Source organism: Nocardia sp. NPDC058666 (assembly GCF_042714895.1).
Taxonomy (GTDB): domain Bacteria; phylum Actinomycetota; class Actinomycetes; order Mycobacteriales; family Mycobacteriaceae; genus Nocardia.
On sequence record NZ_JBHXRY010000001.1, the window covers coordinates 1,353,069 to 1,372,575 of the forward strand.

The following is a 19,507-nucleotide window of genomic DNA, read 5'->3' on the forward strand; positions in this document are numbered from 1 at the left end:
CCCCGGCGGCCACCGCGATCGGGTCGACGTCGATCCGGTGCAGGACATGCGTCAGCAGCTGGCCCGCCTGGGTATCGAGGTGGAGCCGGAGCCGCTGATCGTGCCCACGGCAGGTCGCGGCCGGGGTGAGGCCGATGGACTCGTCCGATCGACTCGAGACAATCGAGCCGATCAGGACGCGGAGGGGATTCGGTCGGGTGCGGGCGACCCGCAGCGCGCGCACCCGACCGGATTCACCGATCGTGACAAACCACCGCATTTCGCTGCGCGGGTTGGTGATGATCATGAAGAGTGGAGCAGGCAGGGTCGGCAACGGCCCCGCAGCGCACGACGCGAACGCAAGTCCGCGCGGCGCGACGAATTCTCCCTGTCGTCCGTCGTCGGTGGTGACGACGGCAGGCAGGTGGATCCGGTGGCGGCCGGATCCCAGCCGGGAGAGCCCGACAGGCGGGCCGGCACACGCCGGCTCGCCCCGGGCGACCGTCCCGACGCGACCCTGGAACAGGCCAAAGAAGCGTGCTTGCGGCTGCTGTCCGTGCGCGCCCGCAGCCGCGCCGAACTGGAGAAACGGCTCGGTGAGAAGGGGTTCCGGGTCGAGATCACCGAGGCCGCGCTGGAACGGTTCACCGAAATCGGCCTGATCAACGACGCCTCCTTCGCCGAACAGTGGGTGCACGAACGTCACACCTACTCCGGGCGGGGCAAGAAAGCCCTGCAACGGGAGCTACGCGAGAAAGGCGTCGCTCCCGGCGATGCCGAGGAGGCGCTGTCGATCGTCACCGACGATGCCGAACAAGCCCGCGCCGCCGACCTGGTCCGCCGCAAACTGCGCACCCTGTCCGCGGAGATGGACCGCGACAAGGCGGTTCGTCGACTGGTGGGGATGCTCGCCCGTCGCGGCTACGACCAATCCACCGCCTTCGCCGTGGTCACCGCCGAACTGGACGAAGCGGGTTTCGCGCGCACGTCCGCCGCAGCGGTCCGGGCGAACAGGTCTGGCGCCACCGCGGACGGATCGGCGGCGGACGAAACCGCCGCTGCCACAGCGGAGCCGGATGCTCCTGGTTACGCGTCACGCAGGCCGACACCCGGCGACGAACAAGCCGCGATCGACCTGGTCCGCCGCAAACTGCGCGCCATGCCCGCCGACCTGGACCGGGCCAAGGCCGCCCGCCGCCTGGTCGACATGCTGGCGCGCCGTGGGTACAGCCCGTCGGCGGCCTACACGGTAGTGAAAGAAGAACTGTCACAGGCAGATCGTTAGGCCCCCTCGGGGGAACGCCGGTTCGGTGGCCCACAGCACGTGGCGTCGACGGTGATCGATCAGCGGCCTGGTAAGTGGTCGGCATTGTCCGAATCGGCGCGGGGGTTGTTCGGCAGGCGTAGGATGATCATGCTGGCGAAACCTGGTTTCGCACAGGCTGATTCGCCGATGTCGTGCCTCGGAATGGGGTGTGGTTTCGGGGAGCAGGGCCGTAGGTGGCCGTCGTTCGACGGGGGAGGGCATCCTGGACGCGTTGTGGTCGTTCGTGGTGAACCGGCGGGAACAGCTGCTGGTCGATTCTTATCTGCATGTGTCGGCGGTGGTGCAATCGCTGGTGCTGGCGACGCTGATCGCGGTGGCACTGGGTGTGCTGGTGTACCGGAGCCCGCTGGGGTCCGCCGCCGCGACCGCCTCGGCGGGGGCGATTCTCACCGTGCCCTCGTTCGCGTTGCTGGGGTTGTTGATTCCGTTCCTCGGCCTGGGGGTCGCGCCCACGATCGTGGCCCTGGTGCTGTACGCGCTGCTGCCGATTCTGCGTAATACGGTGCTCGGGTTGTCGTCGGTGGATCCGGCGGTGACCGATGCCGCACGCGGTGTCGGCATGAACCGGGTGCGGTTGCTGACCACAATCGAACTGCCGCTGGCCTGGCCGTCCATTCTCACCGGCATGCGGGTCAGCACCCAGATGATCATGGGCATTCTGGCGCTGGCGGCCTATGCGAAGGGCCCCGGTCTGGGCAACCTGATCATCTCCGGGCTGGGTCGTCTCGGGAGTCCGAACGCGATCCCGCAGGCGCTGACCGGCACCGTCCTCATCGTCGTGCTCGCACTCGCACTCGACGGCGTGCTCGTCCTGCTCGGACGGCTCACTATTCCGAGGGGAATTCGTGACTGACATCGACATCACCAAGCCGACATCCAGTGCGGTGAAACCCGCGGTCTCCGGCGAGGAGATCGTGCTCGACCAGGTCACCAAACGCTATCCAGAACAGGCGCAACCCGCGGTCGAAGAGGTCTCCATGACCATCCCGGCCGGGGAGATCGTGGTGCTGGTCGGCCCGTCGGGCTGTGGCAAGACCACCACGATGCGGATGATCAACCGGCTGATCGAACCGACCTCGGGCACCGTCACCATCGGCGGCCGAAACGCGGGCGCGATCGACGCCGACGAATTGCGCCGCGGCATCGGCTATTCGATCCAGCAGGCGGGCCTGTTCCCGCACATGACCGTGGCCAAGAACATCGCCACGGTGCCGGGTCTGCTGGGCTGGGACCGCCGCCGCATCGCCGAACGCACCGACGAAATGCTCACCCTGGTGGGCCTGGACCCCGACACCTACCGCAACCGCTACCCCCGCCAACTGTCGGGCGGACAGCAGCAGCGCGTCGGTGTGGCCAGGGCGTTGGCCGCCGACCCGCCGGTCCTGCTCATGGACGAACCTTTCGGAGCCGTCGACCCGATCACCCGCGGCCTGCTGCAGGACGAATTGCTGCGCCTGCAAAGCGAACTCGGCAAGACGATCGTGTTCGTGACCCACGATTTCGGTGAAGCCGTGAAACTGGGCGACCGCATCGCCGTGCTGGGTGACCGCTCCCGCATCCTGCAATACGACACCCCCGCCGCGATCCTGGCGGCACCCGCCGATGAAACGGTCGCCGGGTTCGTCGGCGCCACCGCCACCATCGACCGCCTCGGGTTGGCGGTCCTGGCCGATCTGGACTTGGACCAGGGCGTCACCGCAGACGAGAACACCACCCCCGCGGCACTCACCGCAGCCCTGCGCGAAGCGGACCGCACCTGGGGCATCATCCTCGACCCCGAACGCCGACCCCTGCGCCGCGTCTCGACAAACGAACTCGCCCACGCGAATTCACTACGAGACCTGGGCACCCCGATCGGCAGAACCCTGCCCGCCGACGCGACCCTGCAAGACGCACTCGCGGCGCTGCTCACCGAACGCACAGCCTCCGCCGTCGTCGTCGACAACACCGGCACCTACACCGGAACAGTCACGGTAGACACCCTGATCAACCACCTGGCGGCGACCGAAACGGCCACAGCATGACGGCGCCACGACGCGAAGCGCGGAGGGCAGCACTGTGACCGATACGGTGACCGCCACGCCACGTTCGATCGTCGACCTCCCCGCGGTGACCGCCGCTCCCGCCACCCAGCGCCGCGCGGAATACCTGCGACTGCTCGCCCAACCGGTGATCGTGCTGTTCCTCACCGTCGGTGTGCTGGTCTGGGCGTTCCGGCGCGATCTCACCGTCATCCAGCAGGCCACCATCAGCGTGAGCAATATCGCCCAGGTGACCTGGCAGCACATTCTCATCACCGCGGCGGTGGTGCTCATCGTCGTCGCGCTGGCCGTGCCCCTGGGCACGATCCTCACCAGACCCCGATTCCGCCGCCTGGCACCCCTGTTCGTCGGCATCGCCAATATCGGTGCCTCGGCGCCCGCGATCGGCCTGATCGTGCTGTGCTACTTGATCACTCGCACCACCGGGTTCTGGGTGGGTGTGGCGCCGATCGCGTTCTGCTCGCTGCTGCCGGTGCTGCGCAATACGATCCTGGGCTACCAACAAGTCGACCCCGCACTGATCGACGCGGGCAGGGGACAGGGCATGTCCACGGGACTTGTGTTGCGCCGCATCGAGTTCCCCCTCGCGGTGCCCTACATCCTCGCGGGCTTGCGCACCTCGCTGGTACTCGCAGTCGGCACCGCCACCCTGTCGTTCATGGTCAGCGCGGGCGGCCTGGGCATCCTCATCGACACCGGCTACAAACTGCGCGACACCGTCACTTTGACGTTGGGCGCGGTCCTGGCGGTCGCCCTCGCACTGTTCGTCGACTGGCTCGGCGCGCTGGCCGAACAGTTCCTCGGCCCGAGGGGGTTGCGTTGAGGTTCAAGGGATTACAGCGCGCACTCGTGCCGGCACTGAGCGTGCTGGTGCTGGTCAGTTGCGGACTACAGTCGGGCGGCTCCGTGCCGCTGCCGGTAGGACCGGGCAGCATCCAACCCGTCCCCGAACTCGACGGCGTGGCCGTCACCGTGGGCTCCAAGGACTTCACCGAGGCCAACATCCTGGGCTACATGATCGAATTCGCACTCACCGCCGCCGGCGCGAACGTGCGCGACCTCACCAACATCCAGGGCTCCAACAGCCTGCGCGACGCCCAACTGCACGGCCAGATCGACATCGCCTACGACTACACCGGCACCGGCTGGATCAACTACCTCGGCAAGGAGAAACCCGTCCCCACCGAACAGGGCCAGTTCGACGCGGTCCGCGACGCCGACCTGGCTGAACACAACATGGTCTGGGCGGCGATGGCGCCGATGAACAATACTTACGCTCTGGTCACCAGCAAGGCCACCGCGCAGGAAACCGGCGTGCGCACCCTGTCGGACTACGCGAACCTGCTCGCCAAAGACCCCGGCGCCGCGACCACCTGCGTGGGCACCGAGTTCAATGTGCGCCCCGACGGCTACCCTGGCCTGGCCGCCGCCTACGGCATCGACGCGGGCAAGGCGCAGCGCCAGATCGTCCAGGACGCACTGGTCTACCAGGCCACCGCCGACGCGAAACAGTGCCGGTTCGGCTCGGTCGCGGCCACCGACGGCCGCATCCCCGCCCTGGAACTGGTGTTGCTCGAAGACGACAAGGGCTTCTTCCCGAAGTACAACGCGTCGCTGGTGATGCACCGCGACTTCGCCGACGCCCACCCCCAGGTCGCTCAGGTGCTGGCCCCGATCTCCGCGCGTCTGACCAACGAGGTGATCACCGAACTCAACCGTCAGGTCGACATCGACGGCCGCGAACCCGCCGACGTCGCCCGCGACTGGATGGTCGAGCAAGGCCTGGTCACCGTGCCGTAAAGGCCTGTCGCACCACAAAAACGGGCCCGATCCAGCACGCTGGATCGGGCCCGTTCTCGTGAACGTCACAACTTCTTGGTGAGGTCCATTCCGGGTGTCGCGTCGGCGGCGATCGAATCCGCGGCCAACACCACACCGCCGCCCTTCTTACGCGCCCGCAACCGCTTCTCCAGCGTCGTGGCCAGGAAGCTCAGCGCCATGTTCAGCGAGATCATCAGCACCGCCACGACCATCAGCGCGGGGATCGCGTTGCCGAACGACGCGCCGATCTGCGCACCGGATCGCACCAGCTCCACGTAGGTGATCTGGTAGCCCAGCGCCGTGTCCTTGAGGACGACGACCATCTGCGAGACCAGCGCGGGCAGCATCGCGGTGACGGCCTGCGGCAGCAGGATCAGCCGCATCAGCTGGTTCTTGCGCAGACCCAACGCCATCGACGCCTCGGTCTGCCCCTTGGGCAGCGACTTGATGCCCGCGCGCACGATCTCCGCGATGACCGCGGAGTTGTAGATGATCAATGCGATGACCACCGCGGCCAACGCCAGCTGATCCGACGGGAACAGGTCGTAGTCGGCGAACACCGCGAACAGGAAGATCATCAAGATCAGCACCGGGATCGCCCTGGCCAACTCCACGACCGTGCCCGCGACCAGGCGCACCCACCGGTGATCCGACAGCCGCAGGATGCCGAACAGCATGCCGAAGATCACCGAGCCGATGATCGAGATCACCGCGGCGGTCAGGGTGCCTTCCAGGCCGGGCAGGATGTAGGTTTCCCAGACCTGGGAGTCCAGGAACGGCTCCCACTTGGCCGCGGTGAACTGGCCCTTCGCCGCGAAGGCGTCGTACAGCCACCAGCCCGCGCCCACGAGCGCGACCACCACCAGCACCGAGTACAGGTTGTGACGCAGCCGCGCGCGGGGGCCCGGAGCGTCGAACAGAACCGAAGCACCGCTCATCGTGCCACCTCGTAACGCTTGGCCAGCCAACCGAACAACAGCCCGGTCGGCAGGGTGAGGACGACGAAGCCCAGCGCGAAGATCGCACCGATGGCCAGCAGCGCGGCCTCGTTCTCGATCATCTCGTTCATCAGGTACGCCGCTTCGATCACGCCGATGACCGAGGCCACCGTCGAGTTCTTGGTCAGCGCGATCAGCACACTGCCCAGCGGCGCGATGACCGCGCGAAACGCCTGCGGCAGCACGATCAACCGCAGGTTCTGCGAGAACCCGAAGCCCAGCGACCGCCCGGCCTCGGATTGGCCCAGCGCCACGGTGTTGATGCCCGAGCGCAGCGATTCGCACACGAACGCGGCGGTGTAGACGCTGAGGCCGATGATCGCCCAGCGGTAGTTGATGACCTTGATCTCGTCGCTGCCCAGCGTCCACCCGAGGGTGGTGTACAGGCCGATCGAGGTGAACACCAGGATCAGCGTCAGCGGGGTGTTGCGGAAGATCGACACGTACGCCGCGCCGACCCAGCGCGCGACCGGGATCGGGGACACGCGCATACCGGCGACGACGGTACCGATGACAAGGGCACCGATCGCCGAGAAGAAGGTGAGTTTGATTGTTACCCAGAACGCATCAAGGATTCGGGATTGATACGTCGAGATCAGGTCGAACACGGACGCGCGTCCTCCGATCGGTGTAAAGGCCAGCGGGACAACACCGCATCGGTGACCCGAGACAGTCTCGGGTCACCGATGAACAGTGGTAGATCAGTAGCGGTCGACGACCGGAGCCTCGGGCACCGCGAAACCGGTACCGGCGAAGTTCTTCTCCTGTGCGGCCTTCCACGAACCGTCATCGATCATCGCCTGGATGGCGTCGTTGATCTTGCCGCGCAGCTCCGAATCGCCCTTCTTCAGGCCGATGCCGTACTTCTCGGTGGTGAACTTCTTGTTCACCAGCTTGAAGGTGCCGGGGACCTGCGCGGCGAAACCGGCGAGGATGACGTTGTCGGTGGTGACCGCGTCGATCGCACCGTTACGCATGGCCTCGATGCACAGCGAGTAGGTGTCGTAGGTCTGCAGCTGCGCCTGCGGGTAGTTCTTCTCGATGTTCTGGGCCGGGGTGGAGCCCTTCACCGAGCAAACCTTCTTGCCGGCCAGCGAGTCCGGGCCGGTGATGTCGGTGTTGGCCGCAGGCACCAGCAGGTCCTGACCCGCGATGTAGTACGGGCCCGCGAAATCGACCTTCTCCTTGCGCTTGTCGTTGATCGAGTAGGTGGCCACGATGTAGTCGACCTGGCCGTTCTCGATCAAGGTCTCGCGCTGCGGGGTAGGAGATTCCTTGAAGGTGATGTTCTCCGGCTTCACGCCGAGCTTGTTCGCGACGTACTTGGCCACATCGACGTCGAAGCCGCTGTAGGTGCCGTCGGTGTTGCGCAGGCCCAGACCCGGCTGGTCGAACTTGATGCCGATGGTGAGCTTGCCGTCCTTGGCGTTGTCCAGGGCCGACTTGTCGCTGCCGCCACCACACGCGGTGAGCGTGGCAGCCATTACCAGTGCCGCGGCGCCGATACCGACGCGCATCGCACGATTGATCCTCATGGGTTTCCTTCTCCTTGTGACACAGATGATGCTGGAAGTCAGTGACTGAGAATCTTGCCCAGGAAGTCCCTGGCACGTTCGGATTTCGGTGCGGTGAAGAACGCTTCGGGGGCGGCGTCCTCGACGATCTCGCCGTCGGCCATGAACAGCACGCGGTCGCCCGCGCGGCGTGCGAAGCCCATCTCGTGGGTGACCACGACCATGGTCATGCCCTCCTTGGCCAGCGCCACCATCACGTCGAGCACCTCGTTGACCATTTCCGGGTCCAGCGCCGAGGTCGGCTCGTCGAACAGCATGACCTTGGGGTCCATCGCCAGCGATCGGGCGATGGCCACGCGCTGCTGCTGACCACCCGACAACTGGGCCGGGTACTTGTCGGCCTGGTTGGCGATGCCGACCCGCTCGAGCAGGGCCAACGCGTGCTCGCGGGCGGCGTCCTTGCTCTTGCCGCGCACCTTCATCGGCGCGAGCATGACGTTTTCCAGGATGGTCTTGTGCGCGAACAGGTTGAACGACTGGAACACCATGCCGACCTCGGCGCGCAGCGCCGCGAGAGCTTTGCCCTCGTCGGGCAGTGCGACGCCGTCGATGGCGATGTCACCGGAGTCGATCGGTTCCAGGCGGTTGATCGTGCGGCACAGGGTCGACTTTCCCGAACCCGACGGGCCCAGAACGATCACTACCTGCCCACGGGGCACTTCGAGGTGGATATCGCGCAGGACGTGGAGGTCACCGAAGTGTTTTTCCACGTTGCGCATCGAGATCATCGGCACAGCAGTAGTGGCTGCGGCGTCGGCTTTCCCGAACGCGGGTGCGGCGTCGTCGGTCATGGTGAGAAACCTTATGTCCAATCTGGAGAATTGCCCGGCTTTCGCCGACATGCCGTGACGGCTCGCCGAAACGACACGTGCTGGTAACCCAGCAGCTTGCCCGTTACCTTTGCGCATTATTACCCATTCGCAACCGTGACGCGCATCACAGTCGGTGTGGCCCGTACCCTGGACGGGTGGAATCGACGGTTCAGAACGGGACTCAGCGCACGGACGCGCGCAGCTACGAGGTGCGCACTTTCGGCTGCCAGATGAATGTGCACGACTCCGAACGACTCTCGGGTCTGCTCGAAGACGCGGGCTACACCAAGGCCGCCGCCGGGCAGACGCCGGACCTGATGGTGTTCAACACCTGCGCGGTGCGCGAGAACGCCGACAACAAGCTCTACGGCACGCTCGGCCAGCTGGTCCCTGTCAAGCAGGCACGCCCCGGTATGCAGATCGCCGTGGGTGGTTGCCTGGCGCAGAAGGACCGCGAGACCGTGGTGCGCAAGGCGCCGTGGGTGGACGTGGTGTTCGGCACCCACAACATCGGCTCGCTGCCGGTGCTGCTCGAGCGCGCCCGGCACAACGAGGAAGCCCAGGTGGAGATCCTGGAATCGCTCGAGGCGTTCCCGTCGACCCTGCCGGCCAAGCGGGAGTCGGCGTACGCGGGCTGGGTGTCGATCTCGGTGGGCTGCAACAACACCTGCACGTTCTGCATCGTGCCCTCGCTGCGCGGCAAGGAAGTCGACCGGCGCCCCGGTGACGTGCTCGCCGAGGTGCAGGCGCTGGTCGACCAGGGCGTGCTGGAAGTGACCCTGCTGGGTCAGAACGTGAACTCCTACGGCGTGAACTTCGTTGACCCCGAACAGCCGCGCGACCGGGGCGCCTTCGCGCAACTGCTGCGCGCGACCGGTCGGATCGAAGGCCTGGAACGTGTGCGGTTCACCTCCCCGCACCCCGCGGAGTTCACCGACGACGTCATCGAGGCGATGGCGGCCACCCCCAACGTCTGCCCGCAGCTGCACATGCCGTTGCAGTCGGGTTCGGACCGGGTGCTCAAGGCGATGCGCCGCTCGTACCGCAAGGAACGATTCCTGGGCATCATCGACAAGGTGCGCGCCGCGATGCCGCACGCGTCGATCACCACCGACATCATCGTGGGCTTCCCCGGCGAGACCGAGGAGGACTTCCTCGAGACCATGGACGTGGTCCGTCGCGCCCGCTTCACCAGCGCGTACACGTTCCAGTACTCCAAGCGTCCCGGCACTCCGGCCGCGGAACTGCCCGATCAGCTGCCCAAGCAGGTCGTGCAGGAACGGTTCGAACGGCTGATCGCGCTGCAGGATCAGATCGCCTGGGAAAACAATCAGGCACTGATCGGCACCGAAGTGGAACTGCTGGTCGCCGAGGGCGCGGGCAAGAAGAACGCGGTCACCGCGCGCATGAGCGGGCGAGCGCGCGACGGTCGACTGGTGCACTTCCGTCCCGGTGACGTGACCGGCATCCGCCCCGGCGACATCGTGACCGTCGACATCACCGAGGCCGCCCCGCACCACCTCATCGCCGACAGCGCGGTGAAGTCGCATCGCCGCACCACCGCCGGTGACGCGCACGAACGCGGCGTCACCCCCAAGACCGCGCCGATCGGTGTCGGCTTGGGTCTGCCGCGCATCGGCGCACCGGTGGTCGAAACGGTCGTCGACAGCGGCTGTTCGACCGGTTGCCCCTCGTGAGCGACGAATCTACTACCGGTCGTAGTGGGTCGAATGCGAACGACAAACCCGGTGATGGCACAGTGGAACCCACCCATGATCAGCCTGTCGACAGGAGCGGACACGCGGTGAACCCGGCGCGCAACGACCAGGATTTCGAACAGTTCCGTGGCGAACTCGACGCCGTCGAACGCCGCATCGCCGGTGAGATCGACCCCGGCGCGCGAGCACTGGTGGTCGCGGGCGCGGTCTTCGCGCTGCTGTTCTCCCTCGTCTTGCCGACCGCGGGCACCGCGCGCGGCTTCGACGTGCTGCTGAACACCGAGGCCGCGGGCGTCGAGCACATCGGCCTGCCGTCGCGGATCTTCGTGTGGCTGGTCATCGTGTTCGGCGTCGGCTTCTCGCTGCTGGCGCTGACCACCCGCCGCTGGGTGCTGGCCTGGATCGCGTGCGCGGGATCGGCGGTGGGCAGCGTGTTCGGTGTGCTGTCGATCTGGCACCGTCAAACCCCCGGCCTGGGCAATTACGAAGGCGCGGGCCCCGGCATCGGCTTGATCTTGGGCACGATCGCGATCATGGTGCTCACGTTCCACTGGATCCGCGTCGTGTGGAGTCGCACCGCCGTGCAACTCGCCGCTGAAGAGCAGCGTCGCAACGCGGCCCGTGAAGCCGAAGACCGCGACCGAAAGCGCCTCACCGGCGAATAGCCTTGTCACACAAAGAAACCCCGACCGATTCGGCCGGGGTTTCTTCGTACTTCACTCACAAATTGCTGACCGCGCCTTCAGCGGCCTCGGCCCATTCGCGCCACTGCTGTGCCTGCTCGAGGGCCTTCTCCGCGTCGCGCTTCTTGCCCGCCGCGGTGGCCTTGGCGGCCTGCTCCTCGTACTGGGCGACCCGCTCACGGAACTGCGCGGCCCGGGCGACGGCCTCGGGGTCGCTGCGCCGCCACTGCTGGTCGGCGGCGTCGCGCACCCGCTTCTCGATGGCGCGCAGCTTGGCTTCCAGTTCCTGCATCTGTTCGCGCGGGACCTTGCCGATGGCGTCCCACTTGTCCTGCAGTTCGCGCAGGGCGTTGCGGGCGGCGTCCATGCCGTTGGCCGGGTCGATGTGCTCGTAGGCCGCTAGGAGTTCCAGTTTGGCGGCGGCGTTGGTGTCGAATTCGGCGTCGCGTTCGGACACCGCGGCGTTGCGGGCGGCGAAGAACACGTCCTGCGCGCTCTTGAACCGGCGCCACAGCGACTCGTCTGCTTCGCGCGGTGCCCGGCCCGCGGCTTTCCAGTCGTTGAGCAGGTCGCGGAACACCGCGGCGGTGCCGGTCCAGTCGGTGGAGTCGGCCAGTTCCTCGGCGCGCACGCAGAGTTCTTCCTTGCGCGTCTTGGCCGTGGCACGTTCGCGATCCAGATCGGCGAAGTGGGCACCGCGACGGCGGTTGAACGCTTCGCGGGCCTTGGAGTACCGCTTCCACAGCGCGTCGTCGACCTTGCGATCGACCCCGCGGATCGATTTCCACTCCTCGAGGATGTCGCGTAGCCGGTCGCCCGCGGCCTTCCACTGGGTGGATTCGGCGGCGATCTGCTCGGCCTCGGCGGCGAGGGCTTCCTTGCGCTCGGTGTGTTCGTGCCTGGCGCGGTCCTTCTCCTCCTTGGCCTGCGCGGCGGCTTCCTCGGAGTGTTCGGTGATGGCCTGCAGGCGCGCGGCCAGCCCGTCCAGGTCGCCGATGACCGCGGCGGTGGGCAGCGTTTCGGCCAGGGCCAGGGCGGCGGCTTTGGTCTTGCGCGCGTCGGCACCGGCGGCCAGGCGTGCTTCCAGCAGCGCGACCTCGGTGGCCAGATCGTCGAACCGGCGGCCGAAGTGGACAAGGCCCTCGGCGACGTCGCCCGCCTGCCAGGAGCCCACGATGCGTTCGCCGTCGGCGGTGCGCACCCAGGCGGTGCCGTCCTCGTCCACGCGTCCCCATTTGCTCGGGTCGGTGGCCGACGGCACGACCACGGCGTGCGGGTGCGGTTGGTCGGGGCCCGGCGCCGGTTTCACGGCATGGGGTTTCGGAGCTTTCCCGCCGGGTTTGGGGCTACCGGACGGTCGCGGGGCCGGACCTGGGGTGGGCTTCGCGGTTCCGTTGCTGTCGGTCATTGCTCTCCGTCCCTGCCGCGCGTCACGGCTGCCTGGTTACGCCCTAGCACTTCCCATTGAACCCGGTTCGCGCCGCGGAAACCATCGATCCGAAGGATCGAAGAGCGGATTTCCTGGGATTTCGTCCCGGACGACGTGGGTAGTCGCACCTGAAAACACTAGCAATCTCGGTGGGCAACGCTGCGCCGGACACTCGCAGACCGCCGTGGGCCCGCGCCGCGCCGGATGCGGGCCTGCCCGCGCACTGCGGCTACGGTTACCGCGTGTTCTCGATAGCGGCCCTGGTCCCGTCGCCGCCGATGCTGGTGCCCGCACTGTGTGGGCGAGTTCCGGTGTCGGGCAGCGATCCCGACGATCCGACCGTGGTGTTGCGTGCGGCGGCCCTGGACGCCGCGACCGTGCTCGCCGCGCGGGCGGACCGGTGGATCGTGATCGGCGTCGACAGCCATGACCGGATCTACGGTTCGACGACCCGGGGAACGTTTCGGGGCTTCGGTGCCGACGTCGTGGTCGACCTCGGACCGTCGGTGGAACCGTCCACGTCAGCAGACTCCCAGCTTCCCCTTCCGGTGCTGATCGCTGGCTGGTTGCGGGAGCAGGTCGCGCCCGGTATCTCGGTGCAGGCCCGGCTGATCGCGGCGGATACGTCGGCGTCGGAATGTGTCGCGGTCGGTGCCGCGTTGCGCGAGGAACTGGATGCTTCGCACGATCAGGTCGCTGTGCTCGTCGTCGCGGACGGCGCGGCGACTCTGACGCTGAAAGCCCCCGGCTATCTCGACGAACGCGCAGCCGCTGTCCAGCACGATCTGGACACCGCGCTGCGCACCGGTTCGCGTGCCGGTCTGGCCGCGCTGCCCCCGGAACTGTGCGCGGAGCTGCTCGTGGACGGGCGGGCCGCCTACCAGGTACTGAGTGGTCTATTCGCCGCTGATTCGACCGATCCGCGGGTGCGTACGCTCTACCAAGGCGCACCTTTCGGTGTCGGCTATGACGTGAGCGTGTGGCAGCAAGGGGAAGGTGACCAGTGACGATCAGACCGATCGCGGTCGTCGGCCCCACCGCCACCGGAAAATCCGACCTGGCGCTGGATCTCGCCACCGAACTCGACGGCGAGATCGTCAACATCGACGCGATGCAGCTGTATCGCGGCATGGATGTCGGCACCGCGAAACTGCCCCCCGACCAGCGCCGCGGCATCCCTCACCACCTGCTCGACGTCCTCGACGTCACCGAAACCGCGACCGTGGCCGCCTATCAGAGCGCGGCCTGCGCGATCGTCGACGACATCACCGCGCGCGGCAAAACCCCCGTCATCGTGGGCGGTTCGATGATGTACGTGCAGGCCCTGCTCGACGAATGGGATTTCCCCGCCACCGATCCCGACGTCCGCGCCCGCTGGGAAGCCGTCCTCGAAGAAGGCGGCGTGAACGCCCTGCACGCGGCCCTGCAGCAGGCCGACCCGGTCGCCGCGGCCACCATCCTGCCCACCGACGGCCGCCGCATGGTCCGCGCGCTCGAGGTGGTCGAACTGACCGGCCGCCCCTTCGCGGCCTCGGCCCCCACCATCGGCACCCCCCGCTGGAACACTGCCATCCTCGGCGTGGACCGCGACACCGCCGCCCTGGACGCCCGCATCGAAACCCGCACCGCGCTGATGTTCGACACCGGCCTGGTCGAGGAGGTTCGCGGCCTGCTCGACGCGGGCCTGCGCGAAGGCCAAACCGCCCGCCGCGCCATCGGTTACGCCCAGGTACTGGCCTACCTGGACAACGAATACGACCTCGCGCACGCCCGCGAGCGCACCCTCATCGGCACCCGCCGTTACGTGCGCAGGCAGCGGTCCTGGTTCCGCCGCGACCCGCGAGTGGCATGGGTCGACGGCGCCGACCCCGACCTGGCCGCGACCGCGCTGGCCCTGCTCACAACCCACGACCCGATTGGACGGACAGCGCAGTGACGCGACGAGTCAGTACCCGCAACGCCTCGGTCCAGGTGTGGCAGGCCTACCTCAACAACCGCACCAAACGGCATCGCGACGGCCGGTTCCTCGTGCAGGGCGTGCGCCCGATCACCCAGGCCCTGGCCAACGACTGGCCCATCGAAACGCTGCTGTACCGCCTCGGCGGCCCCGACCTGTCCAGTTGGGCACGCGAAATCCTCGACACCACCGACATCCCGGTGGTGGGACTGGTCCCCGAACTCATGGCCGAGCTGGGGGAGAAGGCGGCCAGCTCGCCGGAGATCGTCGCGGTCGCGGAGTCGCGGCACGTGAACCTGGCCCACTACGCACCCGGCGAACCGGGGGAGGACGCGCCGGTGGTGGTCGTGTTCGATCGCCCGAACTCGCCGGGCAACCTCGGCACGCTGATCCGCTCCGCCGACGCCTTCGGCGCGTCCGGGGTGATCGTGACCGGCCACGGCGCCGACCAGTTCGACCCGCAAGCCGTGCGCGCCTCCACCGGGTCCCTGTTCGCGATGCCGGTCCTGCGCGCCCAAGGCCCCGAACAGGTACTGGACTTTCGCGACCGTCAGGTGGCCCGCGGCATCCCCACCCGCATCGTGGGCACCGACGAACACGCCCCCGAGACCATCTACGACCACGATTTCACCGAGGCCACCATCCTGGTCGTGGGCAACGAGACCAGCGGCATGAGCTCGGCGTGGGCGCAGGCCTGCGACGACCTGGTCACCATTCCGATGGGCGGCACCGCCAGCTCACTGGGCGCACCGTCGGCGGGCGCGATCAGCCTGTACGAGATCGCCCGGCAACGCCGCACCTTCGCCCGGTAACGCCCACCGCTTCGGCGCGGAGCACAATGAAGCTTGTGTCCGACATCGAATTCAGCAAGGGCCACGGCACCCAGAACGACTTCGTGGTGCTGCCCGACCTCGAGGTGCGCCTCGACCTGACCGCCGACCGCGTCGCTGCCCTGTGCGACCGGCAGCGAGGTCTGGGCGCCGACGGCGTGTTGCGCGTGGCGAAGGCCGGTGCGCTGCTGTCCGCCGGGGTTCTCGAAAGGCTGCCCGACGGTGTCGGTCGCGACGACTGGTTCATGGACTACCGCAACGCCGACGGCTCGATCGCCGAAATGTGCGGCAACGGCACCCGCGTGTTCGCGCACTACCTCAACGCCACCGGCCTGGAAACCCGCACCGAATACGTCGTCGGCAGCCGCGCGGGCGCCCGGCCCGTCGTCGTGCACACCGCGGATTCGACCGACGGCGAAGTCACCGTCGACATGGGCGTTGTCCGCGAACTCGGCCCGTCGACCGCCACCCTGGCTGGTTGGGCGCTGGCCGGCATCGGCATCGACGTGGGCAACCCGCACCTGGCCTGCGTCGACGAGAGCCTGACCGCCGACGCATTGGCCAAACTCGACCTCACCGCGTCACCGGGCTTCGACCCCGACCTGTTCCCGCACGGCGTGAACGTGGAAATCCTCACCGCCCTGGACGCCGACAACGCCGTGGACATGCGCGTGTACGAACGCGGCGTGGGCGAAACCCGCTCCTGCGGCACCGGCACCGTCGCCGCGGCCGCCGCCGCACTGACCGCCGCGGGCGTGTCGGTGGGCACCGAAACCGGCGAGGTCACCGTGCGCGTACCCGGTGGTCAGGTGCGGGTCACCATCGTGCAGGGGCGGGCGTGGATGCGCGGTCCGTCGGTGCTGTTGGCCACCGGAACACTGTCGCGGCACTGGTGGGACGCGCAGTAGTGCCGATAACCGCGTGCACGCTGTCACCCCGACGTGGCAGCATGGAGAACGTATGACGAAACCAGTAGAACCCACAGAACCCACATCGGCGCAGCAGTCCACCGCCGATCCCGACATCGACGCGCAGCACAGCGACGTCGATGAGGCGCTGGCCCGGCACGCGGCCCGCATGAACCAGCCCGGCTGGGCCGCCGAACCCACCCGCGGCGAGATGCAGCTCGACGAGCGCAGCTCCCTGCGTCGCGTGGCCGGTCTGTCCACCGAGCTCACCGACATCACCGAGGTCGAATACCGGCAGCTGCGCCTCGAGCGGGTCGTGCTGGTCGGCGTGTGGACCACCGGCAGCACCGCGCAGGCCGAGGGCAGCATGGTCGAACTGGCCGCCCTGGCCGAAACGGCGGGCTCGGAAGTCCTGGAAGCGCTGATCCAGCGCCGCGACAAGCCGGACCCGGCCACCTACATCGGTTCCGGTAAGGCCGAGGAGTTGCGCACGATCGTGCTCGACACCGGCGCCGACACCGTGATCTGCGACGGTGAACTCACCCCCGCCCAGCTCAACGCGCTGGAGAAGGTCGTCAAGGTGAAGGTCATCGACCGCACCGCGCTGATCCTGGACATCTTCGCCCAGCACGCCACCTCCCGCGAGGGCAAGGCCCAGGTCGCGCTGGCCCAGATGGAATACATGCTGCCCCGCCTGCGCGGCTGGGGTGAGTCGATGTCGCGTCAGGCCGGTGGTCGCGCGGGCGGCGCCGGCGGCGGTGTGGGCACGCGTGGTCCCGGTGAGACCAAGATCGAAACCGACCGCCGCCGCATTCGCGAACGAATGGCCAAGCTGCGCCGCGAGATTCGCGAGATGAAGACCGCGCGCGACACCATGCGCGCGCGTCGCAGCGAAAGCGGCGTGCCGTCGATCGCGATCGTGGGCTACACCAACGCGGGCAAGTCCAGCCTGATGAACGCGCTGACCGGCGCGGGCCTGCTCGTGCAGGACGCCCTGTTCGCCACCCTCGACCCGACCACCCGCCGGGCCGCGCTGGACGACGGCCGCGAGATGGTGTTCACCGACACCGTCGGTTTCGTGCGCCACCTGCCCACCCAGCTGATCGAGGCCTTCCGCTCGACCCTGGAAGAGGTCACCGACGCCGACCTGCTGCTGCATGTCGTCGACGGCGCCGACCCGCTGCCGCTGGAACAGATCAAGGCCGTGCGCGAGGTGATCACCGACGTGATCCGCGAACAGGGCACCCCCGCACCGCCGGAACTGTTGGTGGTCAACAAGATCGACGCCGCGGACCCCAACGAACTCACCCGCCTGCGCGGCATGCTCGAGCAGGCCGCGTTCGTGTCGGCGCAGACCGGCGAGGGTGTCGAAGAGCTGCGCGAGCGGCTGTCGGAGGTGCTGGGCGGACTCGATGTCGACATCAGTGTCCTGCTGCCCTACAGCCGCGGCGACCTGCTCGCCCGCATCCACGCCGACGGCCGCATCGTCACCGCCGACCACGAGGAAGGCGGCACCCGGGTTCGCGCGCGCGTGCCGCACGCCCTTGCCGCGGCACTGTCGGAGTACGCCCATTCCGGGCCCGCGGAGCCGGTGCACAGCTGATCTTCTGCGCTGATTTGCCGACCGGTTGCGGTCATTTGTCGATGCGACACAGGCGTTTTCGGGCGCTATGGTCGATGGTCGACAGCAGGAGGGTGTTATGTCGAACGACAAGCAGGGTTCGGAAATTGTGATCGACGACAGGGTCGCCGCGCGTGACGGCGACCCTGTCCTGTCGGATGGGGCACCGTTGAATCCGGCGCCGGGCGTGTGGGACATGCGCGTGTTCGAGGCGTTGCTCGCGCCGCTGCGGGCATGGACCAGCCCGAAATTCTATGGCCTGGACAATATTCCGACGCACGGCCCGGTGCTGATCGTGGCCAACCACAATCTGCTGGGCGGGATCGACGCCCCGCTGATCCTGCCGGAGATCCTGCGTCAGCGCGGCCGGTTGGTGCGCGGCCTGGCCGAGCACGTGCTGATGGTGCCCGGCGTGCGGAACTTCCTGCACCACTACGGCGCGGTGCGCGGCACCCGCTCGAACTGCCTGGCGCTGCTGGAGCGCGGCGAGGCGGTGGTGGTGTTCCCCGGCGGGGGCCGCGAGGCGATCCGCCGCAAGGACGAGAAGTACGTGCTCAAGTGGGAGGGCCGCACCGGTTTCGCCCGCATGGCGATCCAGGCCGGCGTCCCGATCGTGCCCCTGGCCATGATCGGCATCGACGACGCCTACGACATCGTCTTCGACGGCCAACACCCGGTGATGCGCCCGCTGCGCTGGACCTGCAGCCTGCTGGGCATCAACCCCGAACTGAACCCGCCCCTGGTCAAGGGCATCGGCCCGACCATCGTGCCCCGCCCGGAACGGTTCTACTTCTCCGCGGGCACCCCCATCGACCCCACGGCGTGGATGGAAGCCGACGACCTCGACGGTGCCGCCGCGGACCTGCGCGACGTGGTCCGCAAGGGCCTGGAAGAGGAACTGCAGTTCCTGTTCAACGAACGCGACCGCGACTCCGGGCGCACCCTGGTAGGACGGCTGCGCAACGCCCTGCCGTTCTGACGCGAGTACGACAACGCCGCGGTGGACACGATGTCCGCCGCGGCGTCGTGCTGTGCGGAGTCCGCTAGATCTTGCGGATGACCGTGACGACCTTGCCCAGAATTTGCGCGTCGTTGCCCGGGATCGGTTCGAAGTGCGGGTTGTGCGGCATCAGCCACACGTCCTTGCCGGTGCGCTTGAACGTCTTCACCGTGGCCTCGCCGTCGATCATCGCCGCGACGATATCGCCGCCCTCGGCGACGTTCTGCTGACGCACCACCACGAAGTCGCCGTCGCAGATGGCCGCGTCGATCATCGACTGGCCCACGACCTTGAGCAGGAACAGCGAACCCTCGCCGACCAGCTCGCGCGGCAGCGGGAACACGTCCTCCACGGCCTGCTCGGCCAGGATCGGACCGCCGGCGGCGATCCGGCCCAGCACCGGCACGAAGGTCGGGGTCGGGCGGCTGGGATCGGGCTCGTCGGGCTGCGGCAGGGTGGTGACCGAACGCACCGCCTCGTCCAGACCGCGGACATTCACCGCGCGCGGACGATTCGGATCGCGGCGCAGATACCCCTTGCGTTCCAGTGCGCGCAGCTGATGGGCCACCGAGGAGGTGGACGTGAGCCCGACCGCGTCGCCGATCTCGCGGATGCTGGGCGGGTAGCCGCGCTCGGTCACCGAGGAACGAATGACATCGAGGACCGTGCGTTGACGCACGGTGAGATCCGCTCCGGATCCCGATGTGACGGTGCCGGTGCCGCTTTCGTCACCCGTGTCGTCTGTGTGGGTCACCGTGTCCCGCCCTTCTGAGTTGTCGAATTCGCCATCTCGAGGCTAGTCGGGCCA

18 protein-coding genes and 2 pseudogenes are annotated in these 19,507 nt (G+C 67.9%); 14 read left to right on the plus strand and 6 right to left on the minus strand.

Annotation, left to right across the window (positions count from 1 at the left end; all coding sequences use genetic code 11):
• Positions 1 to 412 precede the first annotated feature (412 nt).
• The 6 genes and pseudogenes from ACFWVD_RS06195 to ACFWVD_RS06220 all read left to right on the plus strand — a co-directional run.
• Positions 413 to 955: pseudogene (locus ACFWVD_RS06195) on the plus strand (regulatory protein RecX); the annotation flags it as partial.
• Positions 956 to 1,105: 150 nt separating this feature from the next.
• A pseudogene (locus tag ACFWVD_RS06200) lies at positions 1,106 to 1,264 on the plus strand (recombination regulator RecX); the annotation flags it as partial.
• Positions 1,265 to 1,508: 244 nt separating this feature from the next.
• On the plus strand, positions 1,509 to 2,159 hold the full coding sequence (locus tag ACFWVD_RS06205; RefSeq protein WP_379240992.1) for an ABC transporter permease: 651 nt from the start codon (positions 1,509 to 1,511) through the stop codon (positions 2,157 to 2,159).
• A complete protein-coding gene (locus tag ACFWVD_RS06210; protein WP_379240857.1) occupies positions 2,152 to 3,330 on the plus strand; it encodes an ABC transporter ATP-binding protein in 1,179 nt (392 codons plus the stop codon). Before ACFWVD_RS06205 ends, ACFWVD_RS06210 begins: the two co-directional genes overlap by 8 nt.
• 67 nt (positions 3,331 to 3,397) lie before the next feature.
• A complete protein-coding gene (locus ACFWVD_RS06215) occupies positions 3,398 to 4,171 on the plus strand; it encodes an ABC transporter permease (protein WP_379240994.1) in 774 nt (257 codons plus the stop codon).
• 26 nt (positions 4,172 to 4,197) lie between these two features.
• Complete coding sequence (locus tag ACFWVD_RS06220; RefSeq protein WP_379240858.1) at positions 4,198 to 5,148, plus strand: glycine betaine ABC transporter substrate-binding protein; 951 nt, start codon at positions 4,198 to 4,200, stop codon at positions 5,146 to 5,148.
• A gap of 65 nt (positions 5,149 to 5,213) precedes the next feature.
• On the opposite strand, the gene ACFWVD_RS06225 is transcribed toward ACFWVD_RS06220, so the two are convergent.
• From ACFWVD_RS06225 to ACFWVD_RS06240, 4 genes are all read right to left on the minus strand, one after another.
• Entirely contained in the window at positions 5,214 to 6,107 is an 894-nt protein-coding gene (locus tag ACFWVD_RS06225) for an amino acid ABC transporter permease (RefSeq protein ID WP_379240859.1), read from the minus strand.
• Positions 6,104 to 6,775 carry an amino acid ABC transporter permease gene (locus ACFWVD_RS06230; protein WP_379240860.1) on the minus strand — a complete coding sequence of 224 codons (672 nt, stop codon included), beginning with the start codon at positions 6,773 to 6,775 and terminating at the stop codon, positions 6,104 to 6,106. The genes ACFWVD_RS06225 and ACFWVD_RS06230 overlap by 4 nt, the downstream gene beginning before the upstream one ends.
• A 93-nt stretch (positions 6,776 to 6,868) precedes the next feature.
• Positions 6,869 to 7,702, minus strand: coding sequence for a glutamate ABC transporter substrate-binding protein (locus ACFWVD_RS06235; RefSeq protein ID WP_379240861.1), 834 nt, complete (start codon positions 7,700 to 7,702; stop codon positions 6,869 to 6,871).
• Between the two features lie 38 nt (positions 7,703 to 7,740).
• Entirely contained in the window at positions 7,741 to 8,469 is a 729-nt protein-coding gene (locus ACFWVD_RS06240; protein WP_379240995.1) for an amino acid ABC transporter ATP-binding protein, read from the minus strand.
• 239 nt (positions 8,470 to 8,708) lie between these two features.
• On the opposite strand from ACFWVD_RS06240, the gene miaB reads away from it, so the two are divergent.
• Positions 8,709 to 10,250 (plus strand): tRNA (N6-isopentenyl adenosine(37)-C2)-methylthiotransferase MiaB, encoded by a 1,542-nt coding sequence (miaB, locus tag ACFWVD_RS06245; protein ID WP_379240862.1) that lies wholly within the window; start codon positions 8,709 to 8,711, stop codon positions 10,248 to 10,250.
• Positions 10,251 to 10,357: 107 nt separating this feature from the next.
• Entirely contained in the window at positions 10,358 to 10,936 is a 579-nt protein-coding gene (locus ACFWVD_RS06250; RefSeq protein ID WP_379240863.1) for a hypothetical protein, read from the plus strand.
• A 55-nt stretch (positions 10,937 to 10,991) separates the two neighbouring features.
• Here ACFWVD_RS06250 and ACFWVD_RS06255 read toward each other — a convergent pair whose 3' ends face one another.
• Positions 10,992 to 12,362: a DUF349 domain-containing protein gene (locus tag ACFWVD_RS06255; protein ID WP_379240864.1), complete on the minus strand. Its 1,371-nt coding sequence runs from the start codon at positions 12,360 to 12,362 to the stop codon at positions 10,992 to 10,994.
• Positions 12,363 to 12,532: 170 nt separating this feature from the next.
• Here ACFWVD_RS06255 and ACFWVD_RS06260 point away from each other — a divergent pair, with 170 nt between their 5' ends.
• The 6 genes from ACFWVD_RS06260 (at position 12,533) to ACFWVD_RS06285 (ending at position 18,678) form a co-directional block, all read left to right on the plus strand.
• Positions 12,533 to 13,390: a hypothetical protein gene (locus tag ACFWVD_RS06260; RefSeq protein ID WP_379240865.1), complete on the plus strand. Its 858-nt coding sequence runs from the start codon at positions 12,533 to 12,535 to the stop codon at positions 13,388 to 13,390.
• Positions 13,387 to 14,319, plus strand: coding sequence for a tRNA (adenosine(37)-N6)-dimethylallyltransferase MiaA (miaA, locus tag ACFWVD_RS06265; protein ID WP_379240866.1), 933 nt, complete (start codon positions 13,387 to 13,389; stop codon positions 14,317 to 14,319). The genes ACFWVD_RS06260 and miaA overlap by 4 nt, the downstream gene beginning before the upstream one ends.
• Positions 14,316 to 15,152 carry a TrmH family RNA methyltransferase gene (locus ACFWVD_RS06270; protein ID WP_379240867.1) on the plus strand — a complete coding sequence of 279 codons (837 nt, stop codon included), beginning with the start codon at positions 14,316 to 14,318 and terminating at the stop codon, positions 15,150 to 15,152. Before miaA ends, ACFWVD_RS06270 begins: the two co-directional genes overlap by 4 nt.
• A gap of 44 nt (positions 15,153 to 15,196) precedes the next feature.
• Positions 15,197 to 16,078 (plus strand): diaminopimelate epimerase, encoded by an 882-nt coding sequence (dapF, locus tag ACFWVD_RS06275; RefSeq protein WP_379240997.1) that lies wholly within the window; start codon positions 15,197 to 15,199, stop codon positions 16,076 to 16,078.
• Positions 16,079 to 16,247: 169 nt separating this feature from the next.
• Positions 16,248 to 17,681: a GTPase HflX gene (gene hflX / locus ACFWVD_RS06280; RefSeq protein ID WP_379240998.1), complete on the plus strand. Its 1,434-nt coding sequence runs from the start codon at positions 16,248 to 16,250 to the stop codon at positions 17,679 to 17,681.
• A gap of 97 nt (positions 17,682 to 17,778) precedes the next feature.
• Complete coding sequence (locus tag ACFWVD_RS06285) at positions 17,779 to 18,678, plus strand: lysophospholipid acyltransferase family protein (protein ID WP_379240868.1); 900 nt, start codon at positions 17,779 to 17,781, stop codon at positions 18,676 to 18,678.
• Positions 18,679 to 18,742: 64 nt separating this feature from the next.
• Here the strand turns inward: ACFWVD_RS06285 and lexA are convergent, their stop codons facing one another.
• Positions 18,743 to 19,453 (minus strand): transcriptional repressor LexA, encoded by a 711-nt coding sequence (lexA, locus tag ACFWVD_RS06290; protein WP_379240869.1) that lies wholly within the window; start codon positions 19,451 to 19,453, stop codon positions 18,743 to 18,745.
• Between the last annotated feature and the right edge of the window lie 54 nt (positions 19,454 to 19,507).